At 31.7% G+C, this 19,416-nt stretch carries 16 protein-coding genes; 9 read left to right on the top strand and 7 right to left on the bottom strand.

Annotation, left to right across the window (positions count from 1 at the left end):
* Position 1 precedes the first annotated feature (1 nt).
* The 3 genes from ABD715_RS15005 to ABD715_RS15015 all read left to right on the top strand — a co-directional run bounded on the left by ABD715_RS15005 (position 2) and on the right by ABD715_RS15015 (position 3,193).
* Positions 2-868 carry a DUF547 domain-containing protein gene (locus ABD715_RS15005; RefSeq protein ID WP_344789121.1) on the top strand — a complete coding sequence of 289 codons (867 nt, stop codon included), beginning with the start codon at positions 2-4 and terminating at the stop codon, positions 866-868.
* Positions 861-1,577 (top strand): TIGR04283 family arsenosugar biosynthesis glycosyltransferase, encoded by a 717-nt coding sequence (locus ABD715_RS15010; RefSeq protein WP_344789122.1) that lies wholly within the window; start codon positions 861-863, stop codon positions 1,575-1,577. Before ABD715_RS15005 ends, ABD715_RS15010 begins: the two co-directional genes overlap by 8 nt.
* An 89-nt stretch (positions 1,578-1,666) precedes the next feature.
* Positions 1,667-3,193: a carboxypeptidase-like regulatory domain-containing protein gene (locus ABD715_RS15015; RefSeq protein ID WP_344789123.1), complete on the top strand. Its 1,527-nt coding sequence runs from the start codon at positions 1,667-1,669 to the stop codon at positions 3,191-3,193.
* 1 nt (position 3,194) lies between these two features.
* Here the strand turns inward: ABD715_RS15015 and ABD715_RS15020 are convergent, their stop codons facing one another.
* Complete coding sequence (locus tag ABD715_RS15020) at positions 3,195-3,926, bottom strand: metallophosphoesterase family protein (protein ID WP_344789124.1); 732 nt, start codon at positions 3,924-3,926, stop codon at positions 3,195-3,197.
* A gap of 166 nt (positions 3,927-4,092) precedes the next feature.
* Between ABD715_RS15020 and ABD715_RS15025 the strand changes: the two genes are divergently transcribed.
* Positions 4,093-7,545, top strand: coding sequence for a pyruvate carboxylase (locus ABD715_RS15025; RefSeq protein WP_344789125.1), 3,453 nt, complete (start codon positions 4,093-4,095; stop codon positions 7,543-7,545).
* A gap of 7 nt (positions 7,546-7,552) precedes the next feature.
* Here the strand turns inward: ABD715_RS15025 and ABD715_RS15030 are convergent, their stop codons facing one another.
* The 5 genes from ABD715_RS15030 to ABD715_RS15050 are packed head-to-tail and all read right to left on the bottom strand — an operon-like array spanning position 7,553 to position 12,191.
* Entirely contained in the window at positions 7,553-8,818 is a 1,266-nt protein-coding gene (locus ABD715_RS15030; protein ID WP_344789126.1) for a BamA/TamA family outer membrane protein, read from the bottom strand.
* Positions 8,815-9,546, bottom strand: coding sequence for a hypothetical protein (locus ABD715_RS15035; protein WP_344789127.1), 732 nt, complete (start codon positions 9,544-9,546; stop codon positions 8,815-8,817). Before ABD715_RS15035 ends, ABD715_RS15030 begins: the two co-directional genes overlap by 4 nt.
* The gene (locus tag ABD715_RS15040) at positions 9,543-10,547 is read right to left on the bottom strand and encodes a glycoside hydrolase family 113 (RefSeq protein WP_344789128.1); all 1,005 of its coding nucleotides are present in this window, start codon (positions 10,545-10,547) and stop codon (positions 9,543-9,545) included. Before ABD715_RS15040 ends, ABD715_RS15035 begins: the two co-directional genes overlap by 4 nt.
* Before the next feature lie 45 nt (positions 10,548-10,592).
* Complete coding sequence (locus tag ABD715_RS15045; RefSeq protein WP_344789129.1) at positions 10,593-11,453, bottom strand: transporter; 861 nt, start codon at positions 11,451-11,453, stop codon at positions 10,593-10,595.
* 24 nt (positions 11,454-11,477) lie between these two features.
* Positions 11,478-12,191: a DUF547 domain-containing protein gene (locus tag ABD715_RS15050; protein WP_344789130.1), complete on the bottom strand. Its 714-nt coding sequence runs from the start codon at positions 12,189-12,191 to the stop codon at positions 11,478-11,480.
* A gap of 204 nt (positions 12,192-12,395) precedes the next feature.
* Between ABD715_RS15050 and ABD715_RS15055 the strand changes: the two genes are divergently transcribed.
* The 5 genes from ABD715_RS15055 to ABD715_RS15075 all read left to right on the top strand — a co-directional run bounded on the left by ABD715_RS15055 (position 12,396) and on the right by ABD715_RS15075 (position 18,181).
* Positions 12,396-13,739: an NAD(P)/FAD-dependent oxidoreductase gene (locus ABD715_RS15055; RefSeq protein ID WP_344789131.1), complete on the top strand. Its 1,344-nt coding sequence runs from the start codon at positions 12,396-12,398 to the stop codon at positions 13,737-13,739.
* 3 nt (positions 13,740-13,742) lie between these two features.
* Positions 13,743-15,365: a 4Fe-4S binding protein gene (locus ABD715_RS15060; protein WP_344789132.1), complete on the top strand. Its 1,623-nt coding sequence runs from the start codon at positions 13,743-13,745 to the stop codon at positions 15,363-15,365.
* A 38-nt stretch (positions 15,366-15,403) separates the two neighbouring features.
* Positions 15,404-15,883: a toxin-antitoxin system YwqK family antitoxin gene (locus ABD715_RS15065; protein ID WP_344789134.1), complete on the top strand. Its 480-nt coding sequence runs from the start codon at positions 15,404-15,406 to the stop codon at positions 15,881-15,883.
* Positions 15,884-16,001: 118 nt separating this feature from the next.
* On the top strand, positions 16,002-16,691 hold the full coding sequence (locus tag ABD715_RS15070) for a glycosyltransferase family 2 protein (RefSeq protein WP_344789135.1): 690 nt from the start codon (positions 16,002-16,004) through the stop codon (positions 16,689-16,691).
* The gene (locus ABD715_RS15075; RefSeq protein WP_344789136.1) at positions 16,691-18,181 is read left to right on the top strand and encodes a cellulose synthase family protein; all 1,491 of its coding nucleotides are present in this window, start codon (positions 16,691-16,693) and stop codon (positions 18,179-18,181) included. Before ABD715_RS15070 ends, ABD715_RS15075 begins: the two co-directional genes overlap by 1 nt.
* Here ABD715_RS15075 and ABD715_RS15080 read toward each other — a convergent pair.
* Entirely contained in the window at positions 18,178-19,305 is a 1,128-nt protein-coding gene (locus tag ABD715_RS15080) for a putative porin (RefSeq protein ID WP_344789138.1), read from the bottom strand. The two genes, ABD715_RS15075 and ABD715_RS15080, sit on opposite strands and share 4 nt — an antisense overlap.
* Between the last annotated feature and the right edge of the window lie 111 nt (positions 19,306-19,416).

Here is a 19,416-nt window from a genome sequence, read left to right on the forward strand (position 1 = left end):
AATGAAACACCTACAATTCATTTTAATTCTTTTTTTTATTACCGCCTGTTCTAGCACAAAACACAATGTTATTAAGGCGCAAAAAGAGGGAGCAGAAGCCCCAAAAACAAACACCACAATTGCTTCTAAAGTCTGGCATAAAACCACTAAACAAAAAGATACTATTAAAACACCCAAAAATGTTATTTCTTCTCCTGCTACAACCCCTATAAAAGGGTCTATAAAAAAACCTCATCATAAAGATTTTAATACTTTACTACAAAAATATGTATCTAAAAACGGACTTGTAAATTATAAAGCCCTTAAAACAAAAAGAGCCCATTTACTAAGCTACATAACATACCTTGGCCAAAACACACCAGAAAACTCTTGGAGTAAAGAAGACAAACTGGCCTATTGGATTAACGCATACAACGCCTTGACCATAGATTTAATTTTACGCCATTATCCCGTAAAAAGCATAAAAGACATTAAAAAACCTTGGGAGCGTCGGTTTTGGAAACTTGGCAATAAATGGTACAACCTCAATGATATTGAGCACAATATATTAAGAAAACTTAACGAACCTCGTATTCATTTTGCTATTGTTTGCGCTTCGTTTTCTTGTCCAAAATTATCTAATATTGCATACACAGCGTCAAATATAGATGCACAATTAACAACAGCAACCAAAGACTTTTTAGCAGATGCAAAACGTAATTATATTTCTAAAAACAGCATCGAACTATCAAAAATTTTCCAATGGTTTATCAAAGATTTTAAACAAAGTGGAAATTTAATCGATTTTTTAAACCAATATTCTCACGTTAAAATATCCGCGAAAGCGAGAAAAACATATAAAGATTATAATTGGAGTTTAAATGAGTAAAATATCTGTTATTATTCCCGTTTATAATGAAGCAGATCGCATCGTTAATTTATTAAGCTATCTTGTAAAAAATGGTTCAGAAAAAAATATTTTAGAACTTATAATTGTTGATGGTGGCAGCCAAGACGAGACTTGCACAGGTGTTAAAAATGCCAAATTAAAAACTAAAATACACATCACTTTAGTTCACTCTAAAAAAGGACGCGCCAAACAAATGAATGCGGGCGCTAGAATTGCAAAAGGCAGTATCCTTTATTTTTTACACGCAGATTCTTACCCTCCAAAAGGCTTCGATAAACTTATTGTAAACCAAGTAAACAAAAACAATTTAGCTGGCTGTTTTAAAATGAAATTCGACTCGAACCACATATGGCTAAAGCTTGCTGGTTGGTTTACGCAATTCTCTTTAAAATCGTTTAGAGGTGGCGACCAAAGTTTGTTTGTAACAAAAACATTGTTTTATAAAGTTGGTGGCTTTAACGAAACGTTTACCATTTACGAAGACAACGATTTAATAAGAAAACTTTACGATTGTAAGCAATTTGTAGTTATTCAACATTGGTTAACAACCTCTGCACGGTGCTATAACACCAATGGCGTTTTTAGGCTTCAGTTTCATTATTGGACTATTCATTTAAAAAAAATGTTTGGAGCTTCGCCTAAGCATTTAAACGACTATTACCTTAAGCATGTTAGTGTTAAAAACTAATAAATTTCACTTAACAAAATTATAATTGTTACAAAAAACTCATTTAATCGTCTACTTTTATAACATCATCAATTATAAAGACAATTAGAATGAAACATTTTTACTTTGCACTTTTAAGTTTATCCTTTTTAACGTTTCAATTGCATGCACAAGAGCAGTCTATTGGCGCTAAATTAATAGATTCATTATCTAAAAAACCTATTCCTTTTGCTACCATTTCTACAACAAAAAACTCGGGTGTAATAAGTAATAGCTCTGGTAATTTTGTAATACATTTTAGAAAAAAACCATCAAAAAAAGACTCTATATTTATTAGGTGTTTAGGCTACAAAACAAAACGTTATTTAACACATACATTTACAGACAGTATTGTTTTACTAAGTCCTGAGTCTATTGAACTAAATGAGGTTTTATTATCGAACAAAAACTACACTGCAGAAGAAATTATTGAAAAAGCCAAAGAAAACTTAAATACCAATTACGAATTTAATTATATAAAAAGCAGGTTATTTTACAGAGCTTCTGATTTTTCTAATATGACGAAAAACGAAGTTGACATTAAAAAATCTACCATTCCAGAATTTAATCAAAAATTTGTAGATAGCATATTATTAGCCATGCCTAAAAATGCAGACGATTATACAGAAATACTTGCCGATTTGTATGGTAAATCTAACCAAGACGAATCTTTTAAACTAGATATTATAAAGGCGTCGCACCTATATGATAAAAGTAAACAAGTATCTTTGGAAGGGTTTGAAGAAAAATTTAATTCTATTGTAAAAAAGTATGTAAAACGCGACTCATATTTTAAAATTAAATCGGGGCTTTTTGGTACAAAAGAAAGTATAGACTCTAGTTTTTTTGAAAGTAATAAACAAGAAGAAATAGAGCAAACAGAAGCTTTTATAGAGCAGAAAAAGAAAAATGAAGCTGCACGTAAAAAAAACTTTTTAAATTATAGAAAATCTTCTATTGCAGACTTACAGAATACGAGTTTTCTTTTTGAAGACAGTGATTTAAATTTTTTAGAAAAGCCAAACAGGTATCATTTTAAAATTGAAGACTATAGTTTTTTAAACGACAACTTTGTTTATAAAATAACTTTTACACCCAAGCGAAAAGAAGACTACAAAGGCACAATTTATATAAACGCAGACGATTTTGCTATTGTTAGGCTAGATTACGAAAATGTAAAAGCTTTAAAAAACTTTAGGCTTTTAGGTATTTCTTATAGTAAATATTTAAAAAAAGGCACCTTTATTTACTCGAAAATAAGTACAGATAAATACAGTTTAAAATATGCCGATATTGAGGAAGGTTCTACATTTGGAATAAAAAGACCTTTGGCCATTATTGAAAAAAACAAACATACTAAAGGCCGAAGAAAGCAAAACGAATTGTCTTCAGACATTCATTTTATAATATCTAACAGACATAAAAACGAATTGGTAGTTTTTGAAGACGAGCCTATTACAGAAAGTCTGTTTAATAATTTTACAGAAAAACCCAAAACAAGCCCTATTTATTTACCTAAATACAATCCGGATTTCTGGAAAGGTTATAATGTTATAGAGCCAAACCAAGCCATTAAAGATTTTAAGAGTATAGAGTAAATTAATCTTTATTTCTTCCTTTTTCGTCTGGGTATAAAGTATATACAGCATCGCTTTGTAAAAAGGCCTTGGTGTCTATATCCATACCTGTTATTTTACCGCGAAAAGCAGCACCTGTATCTACATTCCAGATATTAACCGCGTTCATTGGCACATCTACATTAAAATTGGTTGTAGGTGTATGGCCTATATAAATTTCTTTGTAATGTTTTAAACGCTTAGGATAAATAACATCATCTACAGCAATATTTTTGTCTATAGCCAAAGTCATTTCCCAAAGAGTTCTATCAAAATAAAGTGTTTCTTTAAAAGTCTCTTTTTCTGCCCCATGCATAGATGTAAATCCAGCATGTAAAAACAGTCTATTTTTACTATCTAAATAATACATTCTTAAATTTTCAAAAAACTCTAAATGTTTACTTTTTTCTTCTGCAGAAAAACCTGAATAACTTTCCATAGTTTCTTTTCCACCGTGTATATACCATGTTGGATTAACCTCTCCTTCTCTTAAATAGTTTTCGCACCAAACATCGTGGTTTCCTTTTATAAAAACACACTTTATGGTTTGAGAAAGCTCTATTAAAAACTCTATAACTTGAGCAGATTCGCTCCAACCATCTACATAATCTCCCATAAAAATTAGAGTATCGTCATCTTTAACCTCTAACTTATTTAAAAGTTGTATTAATGCCTTTAACCCACCATGTATATCTCCTATTGCTAAAACGCGCATAAATCTTTTTAAGCAAAATTAATAGAATCTATTAAAAATAAGCAAACTTCATATTAAATTATTATTAATAGAAAATACTTAAAAACTATTACTTCAAACATTTTAATTATCGCTAAATGTTAGCTATTTTAGGAAAAACTATTTATAGACTAAAAAAACTATTCCATTGAAAATTAAAAAAGTACTTGTTGCCAATCGCGGAGAAATCGCTATTAGAATTTTTAGAGCTTGCACAGAAATTAATGTAAAAACTGTTGGAATTTACACCTTTGAAGACCGCTACTCTTTACATAGATACAAAGCTGATGAATCTTACCAAATAGGACAAGATAACGAGCCTTTAAAGCCATATTTAAATATTAATGCTATTATAAAAGTAGCTTTAAAAAATGGTGTAGACGCTATACATCCTGGTTACGGGTTTCTATCTGAAAATGCAGATTTAGCTCAAGCCTGCGAAGACAACAATATTATTTTTATTGGCCCCAAGGTATCTGTTTTAAAAGCATTAGGCGATAAAATTACAGCTAAAAAGGTAGCTGTAGCTAACAACATCCCTATTATACAAAGTAACAAAAACCCTTTAACAAGTATTGATGTAGCCATTACCGAAGCTAAAAAAATAGGCTACCCAATTATGCTTAAAGCAGCGTCTGGTGGTGGTGGACGAGGCATGCGCGTTATAAGAAAAGAAGATGAACTAAAAAGTGCTTTTAACGAAAGTAAACGCGAAGCATTAAATGCATTTGGTGACGACACCGTTTTTTTAGAAAAATTTGTAGAAAATCCTAAACATATAGAGATACAAATTGTTGCAGATAATTATGGTAACACGGTACATTTATTTGAAAGAGATTGCTCTGTACAAAGACGTTACCAAAAAGTAATAGAATTTGCCCCTTCTTTTGGTTTAAAAGAAGAAACAAAACAAGCTTTATACAATTATGCTATTAAAATATGTAAAGCTGTAAACTATAATAATATTGGTACAGTAGAGTTTTTGGTAGACGATGATGGTTCTATTTATTTTATAGAAGTAAACCCACGTGTACAAGTAGAACATACGGTAACCGAAGTAATTACTAATATAGATTTAATAAAAACACAAATAAATATTGCCAATGGCTATAAACTAGCAGATGAGCAAATTAAAATTGGCAGCCAAGATTCTATAAAAATAAATGGCTATGCGTTACAATGTAGAATTACGACAGAAGACCCTCAAAACGATTTTAAACCAGATTACGGTACTGTTAGCGCTTATAGAAGTGCTTCTGGTTTTGGTATTAGGTTAGACGCTGGTAGTATATATCAAGGCGCAACTATTTCTCCGTTTTTTGATTCTATGTTGGTAAAAGTAACCGCTAATAGCACAACTCTAGAAGGTGCTAGCAGAAAAATACGTCGTGCTTTAGCCGAGTTTAGAATTAGAGGCGTAAAAACCAACATGCCTTTTCTTGATAATATTTTAAAACACGACACTTTTAGACAAGGCAAAGTAACGGTTAACTTTATTAAATCTAATCCAGACTTATTTATTTTTAAAGCGCCAAGAAACAGAGCAACTAAACTTATTACGTATTTAGGAGACATTATTGTTAATGGAAATGCTGATGTAAAAAAGAAGGACAATTCTAAAACTTTTGTACTACCTAAAGTACCTAAATTTGATACTGAAGCCAGGTACCCAGAAGGCACTAAAGATTTGCTAACCAAGCTTGGTCCAGAAAAATTTTCGCAATGGTTAATAAACGAAAAGAAAGTACATTTTACAGACACAACCATGCGTGATGCACATCAAAGTTTGCTAGCCACACGTATGCGTACTTACGATATGATGAAGGTTGCTGAAGGTTATGCAAAAAACCATCCAGACATTTTTAGCATGGAAGTTTGGGGAGGCGCCACTTTTGATGTGTGTTTACGGTTTCTTCAAGAAAACCCTTGGGAGCGTTTACGTGCTTTACGTAAAGCCATGCCAAACGTATTACTACAAATGCTTATTCGCGGATCTAATGGCGTGGGTTACAAAGCCTATTCAGATAATTTAATAGGAGAATTTGTTGAACAATCTTGGGAAAATGGCGTAGATGTATTTAGAATTTTTGACTCGCTTAACTGGATGCAATCGCTAGGACCTTGTATAGAGCATGTAAGAGCACGCACTGGTGGTTTGGCTGAAGGCTCTATATGTTACACCAACGATATTTTAAACCCAGAAAACACAAAATATAACTTAAAATATTACGTAAACTTAGCAAAAGAAATTGAAGGCGCAGGTGCCCATATTTTAGGTGTAAAAGATATGGCTGGTTTATTAAAACCTTATGCTGCTTACGAACTTATATCGGCTTTAAAATCTGAATTAAAAATTCCTATTCATTTACATACACACGATACATCATCCATACAATCGGCAACCTATTTAAAAGCCATAGAGGCTGGTGTAGATGTTGTAGATGTTGCCTTAGGAGGTTTATCTGGATTAACGTCTCAACCTAACTTTAACTCGGTTGTAGAAATGATGAAATTTCAAGACAGAGCAAGCTCGATTAATATAGACTCTTTAAACGAATACTCTAATTATTGGGAAGCTGTAAGAACTTATTACTATCCTTTTGAATCTGGTTTAAAATCGGGTTCTGGCGAAGTATTTAAACATGAAATACCAGGCGGACAATACTCTAATTTAAAACCACAAGCACAAGCTTTAGGCTTAGAAGATCGTTTTCACGAAATTACTAAAATGTATGGCGAAGTAAACACCTTATTTGGCGATATTATTAAAGTAACTCCAAGCTCTAAGGTTGTTGGAGACATGGCGCAATATTTAGTAAGTAACAACCTAACTATACAAGATGTTATAGAACGTGGCGACAGTATTTCTTTTCCGCAATCTGTTGTCGATTTGTTTAAAGGACAATTAGGTCAACCTGTTGGCGGATTCCCTAAAGCGTTGCAAAATCTTATTTTAAAAGATCAAAAACCTTTTACAGACAGACCCAATGCACACATACCGCCATTAGATATTGAAAAGGAGTATAAAGCTTTCAAAAAAATATTTGAACACGATTTAAGTAGAACTATTGATTACACCGATTTTTTATCTTATCAACTTTACCCAAAAGTATTTACAGATGCTTTTAACAAGCATTTAAAATATGATAATTTAATGAATTTGCCTACCAAAAATTTCTTTTATGGCATGGAAATAGGCGAAGAAATTATTATAGAATTAGACCGAGGAAAAACGCTACTTATTACTTTAGACTCGATAGGTAAAGCAAATGAAAGTGGTATTGTTACGGTTTATTTTAAAGTTAACGGTCAAGGACGTAGTGTTGAAATTAAAGATACATCTATAAAAATAGATAAGACCGAAAATATAAAAGTAGATAAAGCAGATGATAACCAAATTGGTGCTCCATTACAAGGCATGCTATCTACAATTTTAGTGAAAAAGGGAGAAAAAGTAACAAAAAATCAACCTTTGTTTATTATTGAAGCCATGAAAATGGAGACTACTATTACTGCCACGAAAGATGCTACAGTAAAGAAAATTGTATTAAAAACAGGATTTATGGTAAATGCTGAAGATTTAATAGTTGTATTAGACTAGTAAATTTTTAAAAATACTGACCAATTCCAAAAACTAGACCTTTGGTCTCACCTTTTGTGAGACCAAAGCCATAGTCTATTCTAAAAATAGCATTATATATTTTTTTGTGAATAAAACGCATACCTATTCCAGAATACAGTTTTATATTATCGCTATTGGTTAAATCGCTTAAGTTTCCGCCTGGGTTTCTCCATGTTCCAGCATCTACAAAGGTATTACCCTGTAAACAAAACCAATTTTTATCGTAAAGTGTATATCTATATTCGGTATTAAAAACAATAGACCCTGTGCCTCTGTCAATAGTATTACCAACACCTCTTATGTTTATATTATTATCTACAGAAAAAGGTGCAAATGGTGTTTTATCGTTTTTAGAAAAGCCTATTCTCATTCTATTTGCCCAATTTCCTTTAGCACCTAATCTTTTAAAATAATAAAAATCGTTCCAGCCAATAAAAAAATCTTGTAAAGCATCATCTGTAGATGTTACATATTGTAAATTAAGCATGTTTCTAAAACCAGAAACATATTGGTAATTATAATTTAAATTATTAAACTCATAAATACCTTTAACCAACCATTTATCTACATTTAACTCTTGTGGTACGTTTGGGTTTGTTGCTCCAGATTTATAATTATAGTCTTCAACAAAATAATTAAAACCAAACTCTATTCTATTTTTAAAATTTAGTTCGTAAAGTCCTAATGCTTCTATAGAGGTGTTATTATATTTATAATTGGCAGTTGTGTTATCAAAAAAAACAGGCTCTTGTGTTGTTAAATCTTGATAATTTATTGCTAAACCAAATGTGTTAGAAAATAAATAAGGCGCCCTAAAATTTACAGCATAAGAATCGTAAACATCTTTTTGATAAAAAACACCTAAACCTATATTGCTTCCAAATAAATTATACTCGGTAACACCTATTCTATAAGCAAACTCATCGTTATTAGTCGTGTATAAACTTAAATTAGGAATTAAGGTAAAGTTTTCTTCAATGTTATAAAAGACATTATAGTGATTATCATGAGATTTAAACACCTGATAATAGGCATGAGAAACCGCAGGTAAACGTTTAAGCCTAATAATATCTTGCTCGATAATTAATGAGTCTAATTTTGCATTAGGTTTAAGTACAGAAATATGCTTTAAAAACGATGCTTTTATTTTTTTATTACCCTGAATTTTTACATCATCAACAATATTGTTTTGCGCCAGTAGGCAAAAACCAATAAAATTTATAAAAAAGAAAATGATGTATTTTTTTATCATTGAGATTCAAACGTTTTTAACACGACCCAATTTACCCAATTATCTTGACTAACATCCATTAATGTAAAATTATATGCATCTCCTAGAATTAAATCTGGAGGATCTTGTGTGGTTACATTAAGAACTACATTACTGGTATTATAATATTGAAACTGATTTTGATATGTATAAGTACCTGATAACAAATTATTTTGATTATCTGAAATTACCTGAAAATAAATAGCATTATCTCCAACCGCATTATTTTGCCATGTAAAATTTGGCATACCAGACTGGGTTTGATCTATAACCACCTCGTTTGTCCAAACCGTTGGTTTTGTTATTTGCTTAGAACGAATAGGGTTAGATATTTTAATCTCATTATTTAACTCAAAAGTAATTATAATCCATTTTTCAGCAACGTTACTCTGAGTAAACTTACCTAAATACCCATTAAAAAAAGGTTCACTTTCAATAAAAACCTGAGTATATTTAGAAAAATCTAGTTTATCTACATCACTATTTAAAGTTTCGTAAAACCTAATGTTTATAGCGCCAGCTTCTGGGTAATAAAAGGTTAACACATCGTTTGTGTTTTCGTCGCTAGCAGCACAAGCAATTACAGCTCCTAGTTCGTAATTTTGGTTATTTATGTAAGTAGACAGTGTTATTAAAGCATTATCGTCTAGATCGGTTTCGCAAGACAAAAACAACAGAAAACAAGTTACTAAGTACTTTAAATATTTCATTTTAAACCATACTGTTTTTTTAACAATGCCTCTACAGGTTTGTTTTGGGGTGTAAATCTAGAATTATTTTTGCCTCCAGAGCTTTCGTAATTATGATGCCATTTCCATATAAAACCACCAGCAAACCAATCTTCGCTCCAAAAGGTTTCAAATAAAGCTTTTGTAGCATTAGTTTGTGCTTCTAAGTTTACCTGCGTCATATTCCTATCGCTCGCCCAAGGTTCTTTTGCAGAAAAATCGACACTTCTATAGCCATACTCTGTAAATAAAATGGGTTTATTATAACGTTTTGAAAACAATTGTATAGTCGACTTATGCGCTTCCCAGCCTTTTAAACAAGCTTCTACGCTTGGAGTTTTATCGCTAGATACAGGAAAATAAGCATCAACTCCAATATAATCTAACTCACTCCAAAAAGGCGTTCTTTTAAACTCATCCCAATTGGCAGCATAAGTTAATTTTCCTTTGTAAATTGTTTTAATTTCTTTTATTAAGGCTAACCAATAGTCCGGTCTATTAATTACAAATTGTTCTAACTCTGTGCCTATACAAAAAATCTCGGTGTTTGTTTCTTGTGCTAATTGTGCATATGTTAAAATAAAATTAGAATATGCTTTTTCTAACACCTTCCAATCGGCTTCATTCTTCATTTTCACATAGCCTGTAAACTCACCTCTCCTAATCCATATTTGAGGCTTGAGCATAATTTTTATATTAGCCTTTTTAAGCGTTTCGATGTAATGCTTAGCACCTACTTTGGTTTCTCCAAACCATTGTCTTTCTGTATTAAATTTAATATCTGGATGCGATAAATTGCTAATAAAACCAAAAGGCATAATGGCTGCGTAATTAGCATTAACATTAACAACTGGACTAACATGTCTCTCGTTAATTTTATCGCGAGAGGCAACAAAACTAATTCCATTTATTTTTGATACTTGCCCTGTACAAGACTGTATCGTTATTATAATAAACAAAAAAAGAGGTTTAATTAGTTTCATTAAGAATTACTTTTAAACCTCTAATTTAGTTTATTTATTTTATTATTAAAATAATGCTCTAAGACCAATATTAAAAGATTGCCCTAAACCTGTATCTTCACCTCTAACAAAGTTACTGTATAAAACTTCCAGATTTAAAACTTGTGTTAATTGATATTTACCTCCAAAACCTAAAGCGGTATAATCTTGTTCGAAATCGCCCATACGTTGTTGATGCTGTACAAAACCTAATACGGTAGTTTCTTTACTTGGAAAATAGCTCATAAAAACACCTGGAGCCAATACAAAGGTTTTATTTGCAAAACTATCTTCGTCTCCAAAATTATATTCTGTATTTAACTCTGTAAACAACTGCCAGTCTCCGCTAGGAAAAGTATAATCGTAGAAAAAGCGATTTTGAAATGTGTAAGCTGTCTGGTCTAAAAACACACTGTTTTCACTTTCATTATCTACTAAAGGAATATGAAAAGCGGTTTGTATAGTAAAATTACTCACTTTTTTTAATGGATTAAATTTTACAGCAGGAGCAATTGATGTTAAACCAGATCGTGCTGTAGTTTTATCGCTATCAAATTCAAAAACATCAAAAGCACTTCTGTCTCCAATGGTATTAGAACGAATATCGAACAATAAACCAACGTTTAACGAACTTGTCTCAGAAATACCTGTAAAGATATCGAAACTTGTTGTAAAATAGTTTTCTCGGTCTTTGTCTCTTTTAATTCCTTTAACGCGCTCTTTGGTTTCTGTATATAGATTATTAAACCATTTTATATCCCACTGGCCTTTTTTTAATAATTTTGAGGGTGTGTATGTTTGAATATTACTTTTCTCTTCCTTTTCTTCTTGAGCAAAGCCCGAAAAAGGCAGCGCTAATAATGTTACTATGGCTAATATTTTTTTCATTTTTATACTTGGTTTTTTAGTTTATTATTGTTTATTAACTTTCCAGTTGTATGGAAAGTAGCTTATTTTAAATTTTTTATCTAATTTTTCGGTTCTATATGTGTTTATAAAATCAATTTCACTTTGTCCATTCATTGTAAAATCTTCTTTATACCATTCCATAATTTGCGAGGCTTCAACACGTTTTTTCTTCGTATTAACTCTTAAAAAAGCGCCATTTATAGCCTTTTTAGTTTGTGTTTCTAATTGTACATCTAAAGTTTTAGGTAAATACGCTTTACTTATTAATGGAGGACATCCTAAAGCACCGCATACCAATACAAAATGAAAACGTGCATCTTTAAAATGACCTCGTAATAGTTTGTGTTCTATATTATTTAAAGTAATACTTTTACCTCCTAAACTATACGTTGTTTTATCAAAAAAACCTTTATTATCAAGCGGAGAATTAGTTGGATAATTATCTATAATCCCTTTTATAACAGCTAAATTATAAGCGTTAATCCAAAAGGCTTGGTAGTTTTTGGCATCACTTTTGGAAACCGAAATACTTTCTGCCATTTTTAAAACAGCATTTAAGGCTTCAGGGTTAGAATGAATTTTAGAGTACGCTACTTTTCCCTCGATTACATTTGTTTTAAAAAAAGCATCTGCCTTATTAAAAAAAGCATCTAGGTCTTGCGAAAAACCGTTTACCCAAATTAAAGTTAATACTAATAAAATTGTTATTTTTCTCATAATCTTAAAATTTCTTATTGCAAATTTACAGTGTATAGGTCGCACTAAATGTTAGATAGCTTACAATGGTTTTAAAAAAAATTAGCGTCTTAAAAAAGCGCTAAGCCTTACAAATACTAGGCTATTTAAATTCATTATAAATTAAACCATTAAGATAAGTTATTATCTTTAACTACGACCTAATACCACATAACAATCAAAATTATGGAACACATTGCAATTATTGGAAATGGAATATCTGGGGTAACTGCAGCCAGACATATTAGAAAGCTTTCTGATAAAAGAATAACCATTATTTCTGCCGAAACAGATTATTTCTTTTCTCGTACTGCACTTATGTATGTTTACATGGGACATATGAAATTTGAGCATACACAGCCCTATGAAAACTGGTTTTGGAAAAAAAACAGAATAGAGCTAAAAAAAGGAATTGTAAAACAAGTTGATACGGAGTCTAAAGCACTTCATTTTAATGAAGGTGACAAACTTAAATACGATAAACTTATAATAGCCACTGGTAGTAAACCCAACAAATTTGGTTGGCCAGGGCAAGATTTAAAAGGTGTTATGGGCATGTACCATAAGCAAGATTTAGAAAATCTAGAAAAATACGCTCCAAATAACAAAGTGTGCAAACGCGCTGTAATAGTAGGTGGTGGTTTAATAGGCATTGAAATGGCAGAAATGCTGCATTCTAGACATATTCCTGTAACATTCTTGGTTAGAGAAAATAGTTTTTGGAATGGTGTTTTACCAGAAGGCGAGAGCAATATGATTAATAAAGAAATATTGAGCGCTGGAATAGATTTGCGTCTTTCTACAAACTTGAAAGAAATTGTTTCGGATGAAAACGGACAGGTAAAATCTGTAATTATTCAAGAAACAGGCGAAGAAATTACATGCAATGTTGTGGGGTTAACCGCTGGTGTATCTCCTAATATTGATTTTTTAAAAGATTCTAAAATTGAGTTAGGCCGAGGTGTTAAAGTAAATAGGTTTTTAGAAACCAATATTCCAGATATTTATGCCATTGGCGATTGTGCAGAGCAATATAAAGGTATAGACCAACGCAGACCTATTGAAGCAGTTTGGTATACAGGACGAATGATGGGTGAAACCCTTGCCCAAACTATTTGTGGTAACCGTATTAAGTACAAGCCAGGACATTGGTTTAACTCTGCAAAATTTATAGATATAGAATATCAAACTTACGGTTGGGTATGGGCGCAACCTAAAGAAAACGAAGCTCGTTTTTATTGGGAACACGAAAGCGGTAAAAAATGCATTCATATAAATTATGATAAAGATAGTCGTGAGTTTATTGGCATTAACAACTTCGGGATACGTATGCGTCATGAATTTTTCGATAAGGTTTTAAACGAAAAACAAAGTGTCGATTATGTTTTAGAACATTTGGCTGATGCTAATTTCGACCCAGAATTTTACAAACTTCACGAAAAAGAAATCGTAACAAAATTTAACCTAGAAAACAACAGTAATATTAAACTAAAAAAGAAAAGCTGGAAACGCATTTTTAGCAAAGCATAAGATATGAAATTAATAAAACAAAGCGGTATAATCCTTTTCTTAATAGGATTGGGAATCTTTATAGCAACTGTATTTTTAGGCTCTTTTAACTTAAAACAAGAACAATTAGACAGTTTTCTAAAAGAAAAAAATTATAAGAGCACTATTATAGCTGGAGAATTACAAAAAGCTATTGTAACTAATGATGCTTTAAATATTTTTGAATTTTCTAGTCGAGTAAGGCAGGCTTACGCAACATCGAACGCGCATTACGATAACCTGATAAAAAAATATGATACCGAAAAAAACTGGGATAAAAAAGGAGAACAATTTCAATATAAAATCTCAGGAAAACTACATAGTATAAGCTTCTCTCTAGCTAAAACTTCAGGTAAAGGCTTAGCAGTAAACAATACTTGGCTAATGTGGTTTTTAACCTTTGGCTTAGCTATAATTGGAGCTTTAATGTATATAATTCCAGATGTTATTTTATTGGGTAAACCTGGGATAAAAAACAACGGTATATTTTTAAACGCAGCTACTAATCGTGGTTGGATTGGTTGGTTCGCTTTTATTTTCTTAGTTACTTTTTACATTCTACTTTATTTTTATCCAGATTATATAGTAAACTGGGTGTATTTAGTAGATCCTATTAGTAAATCGATAAGCGGAAACCCAGCTAGCCAATGGTTTTTATACGGGTTTTTATATTGTATAGTAATGACAGTTATGGCTGTGAGAATGTACATAAAATATCGCCACAACAAATACCAAATATTAAGAACAACATCGGTTTTATTCTTTCAAATTGTATTTGCCTTTTTAATTCCTGAGATATTAGTTCGTTTTGAAAAACCTTGGTACGATTTTAAAAATGCCTTTCCTCTTGATTACGATTTCTTCTTTAAATGGAATTTACAAGAACTATTAGATAGTGGTGCTTTTGGCTTATTTATTTTAGTTTGGGGTATTATTTTAACAATAGTTGTTGTACCTGTAATGGTATATTTCTTCGGAAAAAGATGGTACTGTTCTTGGGTTTGTGGTTGTGGTGGTTTAGCCGAAACTTTGGGAGACCCGTACAGACAACTATCTAGTAAAACATTACTTTCTTGGAGACTAGAACGTATTATAATTCATTCTGTACTTGTATTTGTTTTAGTAATGACTGGTTTTGCTCTTTACACCTTTTTCTCTGGCAAAGGAGAAATACTAGGTATTCAAACACAAACCATTCAAGATATTTACGGATTTTTAATAGGAGCTATATTTGCAGGTGTTATTGGTACAGGCTTCTACCCTATTTTCGGAAACCGCGTTTGGTGTCGTTTTGGATGTCCATTGGCTGCTTATTTAGGTTTTGTACAGCGTTTTAAATCTAGATTTAGAATTACAACCAATGGCGGACAATGCATTTCTTGCGGAAACTGTTCTACATATTGCGAACAAGGTATCGATGTTAGAGCTTATGCACAAAAAGGAGAAAACATTATACGCTCTAGCTGTGTTGGCTGCGGTGTATGTTCTGCTGTTTGCCCAAGAGGTGTTTTAAAATTAGAAAACGGACCAGAAGAAGGACGTATAAATCCTACTGATGTGTTACTTGGTAACGATGTTGACTTAATGAATTTAGTGAATAAAAAATAAAAAAGTCTTCGAGAAGCTCATATAAACTCTAAACACCAATGAAAACCTTAATAATAACCATATATCTTCTAATACAATTTAATGTTTCTACAGAAACATTTTACAAAAAAAATTATTACGACAATGGTGTATTAAAGTCTGAAGGTTGGGTAATAAACGACCAAAAAACAAAATACTGGAAATTTTATTACCCCAATGGTAAACTAGAAAAAAAAGGTCATTTTTATAAAAACGAAGCAACAAAGTACTGGTATTTATATTACGAAAACGGAAAAAAGGCTAGCGAAGGACATTTTATAAACGGACAAAAAAACAAATGGTGGCTGTTTTATAATCAAAAAGGAGAAATTACCCATAAGTGTCAATTAAAAAACAATCAAAAAAACGGTTATTGTCTCATGTATAAAAACGAAAAAATAATTTCTGCTACCAAATACAAGGCAGGAATTAAAATAAAAAAGTGGACAAATTTAGCAGCTTTTAAAAAGGAAAATAGTCTAAATGATTTAAGAGATTAAATAAACTTGAAATTTATCACAAATACGCTTATCATCAATAAATATAAATAGCCATCTTGTTAGTTATTTACTTGATGTACGTCTAAGCTTATTGTATTTTTGCATTACAAAATTATATATGTCAATAATTAAAGTCATAATTCCTGCTTATAACGAAGCAGACTCCATAGCCCTTGTTATAAAAGACATCCCTACGCATGTAGACGAGGTTATTGTGGTAAACAACAATTCTACAGACCTCACAGAGGCTAACGCAAAAAATGCAGGAGCTACCGTTTTAACAGAAAGTCGAAAAGGCTATGGCTACGCTTGTTTAAAAGGCATGGACTATATTGCTAAGCAGAGCAAAAAACCGGACATTATTGTTTTTCTTGATGGAGATTATAGCGATTATCCAGAAGAATTAACAAAAATAACAACTCCAATAATAGACCATAATATCGATTTTGTAATTGGTGCCCGAGTAAAACGACTTAGAGAAGAAGGCTCTATGACGTTTCCTCAAATTTTTGGAAATTGGCTAGCAACCTCATTAATGCGAATGATGTTTAGAGCTAATTTCTCAGACCTAGGCCCTTTTAGAGCCATTAAGTACGATAAACTTCTTGGTTTAAACATGGAAGACAAAACTTACGGTTGGACAGTAGAAATGCAATTAAAAGCCATAAAACAAAAATTAACCTACAAAGAAATTGCTGTAAATTACCGCAATAGAATTGGAGTTTCTAAAGTTTCTGGAACCGTAAAGGGCGCTATATTTGCAGGCGTAAAAATATTAACTTGGATTTTTAAATACAGCTTAAAATAATGATTATAGATAGCATCGTTATTACAATTTACACCATTGCCCTAGTGCTAATTTTTATGTATGCATTGGCGCAATTAAACTTATTATTTAATTACTTATCTGCGCAAAAACAGGTTTGTAAAAGCCCAAAATACGACCTTACCAAAGCAAACGAAATCCCTTTTGTTACCATACAATTACCCGTTTATAACGAAATGTATGTCATGGAGCGCTTGTTAGATAATATTGCTTTAATAGATTACCCCAAAAATAAACTAGAAATTCAAGTACTCGACGACTCTACAGACGAGACCGTGCAAACCACAGCATTACAAATAAAACGTTTACAAAAAACTGGGTTAAACATACAGCACATATGTCGTACCAACCGCACAGGTTTTAAGGCAGGTGCTTTAAAAGAAGGTTTAGAAGTGGCTAAAGGCGAATTTATTGCCATTTTCGACTCTGATTTTCTACCACAAAAAGATTGGTTAAAACGCACAGTGCCTTATTTTAAAGACCAAAATATAGGTGTGGTACAAACCCGTTGGGGGCATATAAACCGTAACTATTCTATTCTTACAAAAATTCAAGCCTTTGCACTCGACGCCCATTTTACACTAGAGCAAGTAGGCAGAAATAGCAAAGGACATTTTATAAATTTTAATGGCACAGCTGGTATTTGGAGAAAACAGTGTATTATTGACGCTGGAAATTGGGAAGGAGATACTCTTACCGAAGACCTAGATTTAAGCTACCGCGCCCAATTAAAAAACTGGAAATTTAAATATCTAGAAAACGTAGAAACACCAGCCGAGTTACCTATTGTTATAAGTGCAGCACGCTCGCAACAATTTAGATGGAATAAAGGCGGTGCCGAAAACTTTAGAAAAATGCTTTGGCGCGTTTTAAAAAACAAAAACATATCTCCAAAAACAAAAGTGCATGGCCTATTGCATTTACTAAATAGCACCATGTTTTTAAACATACTAATTGTAGCCATACTTAGTATACCCATGCTATACATTAAAAACGAATACGCACATTTAAAAGCCTATTTTTATGTTATGAGTTTTTTTGTGTTAAGCACCTTAATATTTTTTATATGTTATTGGATTATGTACAAAAAAATATATGGCGGTGGCATAAAAGGCTTTATGAACTATTTAGGCATGTTTTTCGTGTTTTTCTCAATAGCCATGGGCTTTTCATTACACAACTCTATTGCAGTTTTAGAAGGTCATTTTGGTAAAAAAAGTGAATTTGTACGCACTCCAAAATTTAATATCAGTTCGTTAAAAGACAATTGGAAAAATAACAAATACATTAAAAAAACGGTGTCGGTAAATGTTATTTTCGAAGGCTTACTTATGTCTTATTTTGCATTTGGCATGTACAGTGCTTTTGTTGTTGGCGATCAAGGTGGCGATTTTGGGTTATTTCCCTTTCACCTTATGTTATTTTTAGGTTTTGGCTATGTATTTTTTAAATCTTTAACTTCTAAGGTTTAAAATTTCACATCAAAATCAAAACGAATTCTATTACCATTTTCTTTATAATTACCATAAGCAACAAGTTGGTCTACAAAATAACATTTCATTTTAAACGTCATGTTTTTATTCAATTTATAAGCAGTTACAAATTCGGTACCTTTATAGTTTGTTAACCTACCATCTGGAGAATTAAAAGACGAATAATCCCACCTAACCCAATCGTTTTGCGCTAAAAAGTCTACTGCAGCATACTGTTCTAAATAATTATAAGTTAGTTTAAAAAACCAATCGCCTTTTGTTTTTAAAGCCCCATAACTTACACCAGCTACAAAACCTTCAGTCTCATTTTTTAATTGGTTTGGTATATTAGTAGTAGAGCTATAGTCTTCAATATTATTGTAATAATCAGCCTCTAAATTTATAAGCGGTTTTTTAGATAAGCTTAATTCTCCGCCAACATGAAAAACGGTATAATCGAAAACAAAAGTAGCATCACCATCAGGAATATTAGGCATGTTTTTAAACAGATATAAAGACGGAAATAAACTAAGTTTTTTATTAAACATCGTCCATGAAGTTTGCAAACCTTCAAAATAACCATCGTTATCCAAACTCTCGCCAGAAGTAGCTACTATAAAATGGCCTATACTAATGTTTACATCGTTAAACATCTTAGAGTTTAATACAAACTTGTTTTTTAAAAACACACCTTCTGGGTACACATTATCGCTCCAAAACTGCTCGTTATTTTTCTTAAACGGAAAAGTATTTTTGCCCAACCAACCCAAAAAGTTTTTATGCTTGACTTCAAAAAATAATTTTTCGAAACCAATAGGCAATGTTCCAAATTCTTTCGATGCGTCTCCCAAAGTAATTTGCGGGTCTTGCTGCTTTTTTGGGTCTCCGGTACGCACTCTTACCCCCACATTTGCCCAATCGTTAAACTTGTAATTCACACCTAACCTAGCTCTATATCTCAACCTAGAACGGTCGTCTCTATAAGTTCCATCAGATTTTCTAGAGTTCCAATCTTGCTCTACTCGAAACCTAAAATCTCCCGAAAATTTAATATTAGACAACACACTATTTTGCGCACTCAAATTAAAAATAATGCCTAAAAAAAAGATTAAGACCGTTTTCATTTTAAATAAATATAGCTAATTGATTAAAAAAAACTCTAAAATAAAAAACCTAACCTAACAATAAGAATTATGGCACGAAACTATTTTTATATAACTCCTAAAATAAATTTT

It is taken from the genome of Postechiella marina (assembly GCF_039538365.1).
In the GTDB taxonomy this organism is placed as follows: Bacteria; Bacteroidota; Bacteroidia; order Flavobacteriales; family Flavobacteriaceae; genus Postechiella; species Postechiella marina.